The organism is Acidovorax sp. KNOB132, assembly GCF_057541515.1.
In genome coordinates this window covers 1-5,064 of the sequence record NZ_BAAJYT010000252.1, presented here as the reverse complement: position 1 = coordinate 5,064, position 5,064 = coordinate 1, and the positions used below count along the sequence as shown (strand labels likewise).

Annotated in this window: 7 protein-coding genes; 2 read left to right on the top strand and 5 right to left on the bottom strand. The window is 66.8% G+C overall.

The genetic code is table 11. From position 1 onward, the window contains the following. Positions 1 to 106: 106 nt before the first annotated feature. The 5 genes from AC27IO_RS20210 to AC27IO_RS20190 form a co-directional block, all read right to left on the bottom strand. A complete protein-coding gene (locus AC27IO_RS20210; protein WP_272564333.1) occupies positions 107 to 574 on the bottom strand; it encodes an Lrp/AsnC family transcriptional regulator in 468 nt (155 codons plus the stop codon). A 196-nt stretch (positions 575 to 770) separates the two neighbouring features. Further along, positions 771 to 1,259 (bottom strand): dihydrofolate reductase, encoded by a 489-nt coding sequence (locus AC27IO_RS20205; RefSeq protein WP_498740433.1) that lies wholly within the window; start codon positions 1,257 to 1,259, stop codon positions 771 to 773. Between the two features lie 43 nt (positions 1,260 to 1,302). Continuing rightward, entirely contained in the window at positions 1,303 to 1,908 is a 606-nt protein-coding gene (locus AC27IO_RS20200) for a DUF4337 domain-containing protein (RefSeq protein ID WP_272564330.1), read from the bottom strand. A 132-nt stretch (positions 1,909 to 2,040) separates the two neighbouring features. Then, complete coding sequence (locus AC27IO_RS20195; RefSeq protein ID WP_498740431.1) at positions 2,041 to 2,607, bottom strand: phosphonate degradation HD-domain oxygenase; 567 nt, start codon at positions 2,605 to 2,607, stop codon at positions 2,041 to 2,043. A 2-nt stretch (positions 2,608 to 2,609) separates the two neighbouring features. Beyond that, positions 2,610 to 3,356 carry a phosphonate utilization associated transcriptional regulator gene (locus AC27IO_RS20190; RefSeq protein ID WP_498740429.1) on the bottom strand — a complete coding sequence of 249 codons (747 nt, stop codon included), beginning with the start codon at positions 3,354 to 3,356 and terminating at the stop codon, positions 2,610 to 2,612. 160 nt (positions 3,357 to 3,516) lie between these two features. On the opposite strand from AC27IO_RS20190, the gene AC27IO_RS20185 reads away from it, so the two are divergent. Both AC27IO_RS20185 and AC27IO_RS20180 read left to right on the top strand, forming a co-directional pair. Then, positions 3,517 to 4,563, top strand: a complete 1,047-nt coding sequence (locus tag AC27IO_RS20185; RefSeq protein WP_498740426.1) for a putative 2-aminoethylphosphonate ABC transporter substrate-binding protein — start codon at positions 3,517 to 3,519, stop codon at positions 4,561 to 4,563. An 8-nt stretch (positions 4,564 to 4,571) separates the two neighbouring features. Beyond that, a partial coding sequence (locus AC27IO_RS20180) for an ATP-binding cassette domain-containing protein (protein ID WP_498740425.1) occupies positions 4,572 to 5,064 on the top strand: 493 nt, incomplete at its 3' end.

Genomic DNA, 5,064 nt, shown 5'->3' with positions numbered 1-5,064 from the left:
CTCCAGCACAATCAGTACTAGGGCATGTTGCTATTAAAAATATAGCAAATGCCTGGTGCGGCCAGATGGCGGGCGGGTGTGCCTGCCGCCCCAGGGCCGCAGATGCCTACCGCGCGTAATTGAGCGGCAGCGCCGTGGTGAACTTGATCTCTTCCATCGCGAAGCTGGAGCTGATGTCGCACAGGTGGTTGCTGGCGATCAGCTTCTTGTAGACCCGGTCGTAGGCCGCGATGTCGGGCACCACCACGCGCAGCAGGTAGTCGATCTCGCCGCTCATGCGATAGAACTCGACGACCTCCGGCATGACCTGGATGGTGGCCTTGAACTTGTCGAACCACTCCTGCGTGTGGGTGCTGGTGCGCACCGACACGAACACCGTCACGCCGACGTTGACCTTCTGCGCGTCCACCAGCGCCACGCTCTTCTTGATGACGCCGCTCTCCTTGAGTCGCTGGACCCGGCGCCAGCACGGCGTGGTCGAGAGCCCCACCTTGGCGGCGATCTCGGCCCCTTGCTGGTCCGCGTCTTCCTGCAACAGATCCAGGATCTTTTGGTCAATGGCGTCTAGTTTCACGTTGGGCTCGGCTGGAAATTCGTAGGAAGGAAGGGAGTCGCCTTGGCCGGCGAGCGGTGGCGTCGGGGCCTGGGCCAGGCGCCTTCGATTCCGCCACGCGGATTTTGCATCGACTGAATGGTCACCGCGTGCCTGAAGGCCCGGACGCACCCCTCGAACCCGGCCGTACTCGGCCCTTTCAGAGGGGCGGGGTTTTTCAGCGCCGCTCAAGCGTCAGGAAAGTGTAAGGCAGGCCGCCCGCACTCCGATGGCTTTCGCGGGCGGTTTCCACCCATTCGGGGCCCAGTTCGGGCGCATAGGCATCGCCTTCGAACGCCTGCCCGATCTCGGTGGCCTCGATGCGCATGGCCAGCGGCAGGGCCTGCGCGTACAGCTGCGCGCCGCCGATCACCCAGGTGGTGGGGCCCTCGGCCTCGGCCATCCGAAGGGCCTCGGGCAGGCCCGCGGCGCGGCGGGCGCCTTCGGCCTGCCAATCCGGCTGGCGCGTCACCACGATGTTGGCGCGTCCCGGCAACGGCCGAAAGCGCGGCGGCAGCGAATCCCAGGTCTTGCGGCCCATCACCACGGGGCAGCCGTTGGTCAGCCGGCGAAAGTGCGACAGGTCTTCCGGCAGGTGCCAGGGCATGGTGCCGTCCTTGCCGATCACGCCGTTGGCGGCGCGCGCATAAATCAGGTGCAGGGCCATGGGAGAGGGCTTTCGCAAAGACGGGAAGAGGGGGACGCCGCGCTCAGAAATGCAGGAACGCCATGGTGCCGACGCCCAGGCCGATGGCGGCCACGCCGTACATGCCGTATTCCAGCCACTTCTTGCGCGTGAGCAGCGCGATGGCCGCCAGGGCAATGGCCACCTGCAGCGCGGTGGTGGCCTGGGCCCAGCGGTGGTGCTGGTGCATCTGGGCCTCGCTCTGGTGGTCGAAGTCGAGCGACTCGCGCTCCAGCTTCTCGGCCTGCGTCTTGATCTCGTTCTTCTCGGCCTCGTAGCGGTCCAGCTTGGTCTGGTAGCTGCCCTTGCGGTCCTCGGGCGCCAGGTCGCGGGCCATTTCGGTCAGCGACTGCTTGGTGCTCTTGGACTGGAAGTAATTCCACTGGTTGGAGGCCTCCGTTTTGCGGATGGCCGCGTCGTTCTTCAGCAGCCCGGCATTGGCCTGCGTGGCCCCGCCCATGTACGAAAAGATGGCGCCCACCGTCGCCACGATCGCGGTGAACATGGCGATCTTGCTGGTGGACGATCCGCCGCCCTCGTGCGCGTGGGCCTCGTGGGGGCCGTGGCCCTGGCTGGCATGCTCGACCGCATGGTCGTGGGGGCCGTGTACGTGAAATCCGCCGGAAGACATAGTGAGTGGATGGTGGAAAGCGTCGGTTGGGACGGGAAAAACGGGGCGGAACCCGAAGGCGCCGTCCCACTGAAGGGTTCGCAACGGGGCGCCATCTTAGAGCGTGTCGGTGACCCGCCGGCGCCGCAGCGCTCAAGCCGGTCCCGCAGACCGAGGCAGGCGGCACCGCGCCGCAATGCCCAGGAAGTGCGCCAGCCCCGGCGTGGCCAGGCCCTCGACCTTGGCCTGGTCGTCCCACAGCCGCAGGCGCACGGCCTCTTCGGCGTGCGGACGACCGATGAAGGCCCGGGCCTCCTGCGCACCGAAAACGCCGCCCTGCAGCACCAGGCTGCGCTGCGAGTCGGCCGACAGCGCCGACCGGTAATGCGGCCGGGTGGCGCACAGATAGCGCTTGGCGTCCACGTGCCAGCGGATGGCCTCGAGCACACGGTCCCCGAACAGACCGCGCAGAAAGGGCAGGGCGCTGAACTGATGCAGGTCGTCGATGCCGTGCGCCGTGGGGGTGTCGCCATGATCCTGCAGCAGGTGGCCCAGGTCGTGCAGCAGCGCCGCGGTGATGAGTTCGTCGTCCGCGCCCGCCTGTTGCGCCAGCCAGGCGGTCTGCAGCGCGTGCGCGGTCTGCGTGACCGGCTCGCCGCTGTACTGCGTGCCGCCATGGCGCTCGAACAGCAGGGCGATGTCGTCGAAGGCCAGCGGCATGGTCAGGCCTGGGCGGTGGTGCGCGTGGTGCGCCGGCGCGCCGGGGCCGGCGCGGCGAGGGGGGCTTCTGGCGCGGGGTGGTAGTTCTGCAGGGTGCGTTCGCGGCTGTTCATCACGTGGTCGAACATCGCCTGGCCCGCGGCCTCGGCATTGCGCGCCGCGATCGCCTTGACGATCTGCCGGTGCTCGCGGGTGTACACCGCCATGGATTCGACGGTGAGGTTGCGGCGCCGGATCAGCGACAACTCCTTGATGAGGCGCCGGTAATGGGCGGTGAACTTGGCGTTGCCGGCCAGCTGCAGCAGGGTGTCGTGAAACTCCAGGTTGAAGCGGTGGAAGTCCTGCGCGTTGCCGGCCTTGGTGGCCGCGTCCATGGCATCGACCCATTGGCGCAGCGCTTTCGTCTGGGCGGCGGTGCAGGTTTCGGCCAGCTTGCGGCCGATGTACATCTCCATCACCGCGCGCAGCTCGAAAATCTCCAGGGCCTCGTCCAGCACGATGTCGCGCACGAAGACGCCGCGGTTTTTCTCGGTGCGCACCAGGCCGGCCTCGTCGAGCATGCGGAACGCCTCGCGCACCGGGCCACGCGACACGCCCAGGCGGGTGGCCAGGGTGGATTCGGTCAGCTTCTCCCCGGGCTGGAACTCGGAGGCCAGGATCATGCGCTCGATCTCGTTTTGCACGAGGCCGGCGAGCGAGTTGCCCTGAAGCTGTGCGATGGCGGCGTTCGTGGGGCTCTGGACGGCCATGGAATCGGTTCTCCAAAAAAAAAGGGTTGTTTTGCAGATTGTCTACGATCTACAAAAAACAATCGGCCCGATATGGCCCTCATTTTGCTTGGCAAGAATGTCATGAGGATGACACGGGCGGGCACCAAAGTTCCACCCGTTCAACCCCTGGAGCATTTCCATGCAACGCATCCCACGGCCGCTTTCCGCGGCAATTCTCGGACTGGTCCTGGCCGCTGCGGCTGGCTCGGCCTTCGCGCAAAAGCAGCAGCTGATCGTCTATACCGCCCTGGAGACCGACCAGCTCAAGGCCTACCAGGAAGCGTTCAATGCGGTGAACCCGGACATCGAGATCAAGTGGGTGCGCGACTCCACGGGCGTCATCACCGCCAAGCTGCTGGCCGAGAAAGCCAACCCGCAGGCGGACGTCGTCATGGGCGTGGCGGCCACCAGCCTGGCGCTGTTCGACCGCAACGGCATGCTGGAGCCCTACGCGCCGCTGAACATCGACGCGATCATGCCGGCCTACCGCGACAAGAAGAACCCGCCCGCCTGGTTCGGCATGGACGTGTTCGGCGCCACCGTGTGCTTCAACACCGTGGAGGCCAAGAAGCGCAACATTCCCCTGCCCACGACCTGGAAGGATCTGACCCGGCCCGAGTTCAAGGGCCAGGTGGTGATGCCCAATCCGGCGTCCTCCGGCACCGGCTACCTGGACGTGGTGTCCTGGCTGCAGATGTGGGGCGACGAGGGTGGCAAGGGCGGCGGCTGGAAGTACATGGACGCGCTGCACGAGAACATCGGCCAGTACACGCACTCCGGCTCCAAGCCCTGCAACATGGCGGCTTCCGGCGAGTACGTCGCGGGCATCTCCTTCGAGTACCGCGGCCACACCAACAAGGCCAAGGGCGCGCCGATCGAGCTGGTGTTCCCCAAGGAAGGCCTGGGCTGGGACCTGGAAGGCTTCGCCATCTACAAGGGCACCAAGAAGCTGGACGCGGCCAAGAAGCTGGCCGACTGGGCGTCGTCGAAAGATGCCATGAAGCTCTACGGCAAGAACTTTGCCATCACCGCCCAGCCGGGCATCGCGCCCAAGCTGGCCGGCATTCCGGTCGACTATGAAGCGCGCCTGATCCGGCTCGACTTCGACCAGGCCGCCGCCAGCCGCGAGGCCACGCTGGCCGAATGGTCCCGGCGCTACGACAGCAAGAGCGAAGCGAAGAAGTAAAAAAACCGATGGACAACGACGACGGCAGCTTCCTCGCGCTTCGCGGGATTCACAAGCGATTCGGCGCTTTCACCGCGCTCGGCAGCATCGACCTGTCGATCCGCCAGGGGGAGTTCGTCTGTTTTCTCGGGCCGTCGGGCTGCGGCAAGACCACCTTGCTGCGCATCGTGGCGGGGCTGGAAACCCAGACCGCCGGCCGCATCGTGCAGGCGGGCCGGGACATCTCGGTGGCGCCGCCGGCCGAGCGCGACTACGGGATCATGTTCCAGTCGTATGCGCTGTTTCCCAACCTGACGGTGGCGCAGAACGTGGCCTACGGGCTGGTCAACCGGCGCGAGGGGCGGGCGCGGATCGCGGCGCGCGTGGACGAGCTGCTGCACCTGGTCGGGCTGCCGGGCAGCGGGCCGAAGTTTCCCGCGCAGATGTCGGGCGGCCAGCAGCAGCGCATCGCGCTGGCGCGCGCCCTGGCCACGTCGCCGGGCCTGCTGCTGCTGGACGAGC

What these genes read in the sequence shown, in the direction of transcription:
- AC27IO_RS20205 (WP_498740433.1), bottom strand. Translation starts at nt 1,259, where the DNA reads ATGGCCCTGCACCTGATTTATGCGCGCGCCGCCAACGGCGTGATCGGC.
- AC27IO_RS20200 (WP_272564330.1), bottom strand. Translation starts at nt 1,908, where the DNA reads ATGTCTTCCGGCGGATTTCACGTACACGGCCCCCACGACCATGCGGTC.
- AC27IO_RS20195 (WP_498740431.1), bottom strand. Translation starts at nt 2,607, where the DNA reads ATGCCGCTGGCCTTCGACGACATCGCCCTGCTGTTCGAGCGCCATGGC.
- AC27IO_RS20190 (WP_498740429.1), bottom strand. Translation starts at nt 3,356, where the DNA reads ATGGCCGTCCAGAGCCCCACGAACGCCGCCATCGCACAGCTTCAGGGC.
- AC27IO_RS20185 (WP_498740426.1), top strand. Translation starts at nt 3,517, where the DNA reads ATGCAACGCATCCCACGGCCGCTTTCCGCGGCAATTCTCGGACTGGTC.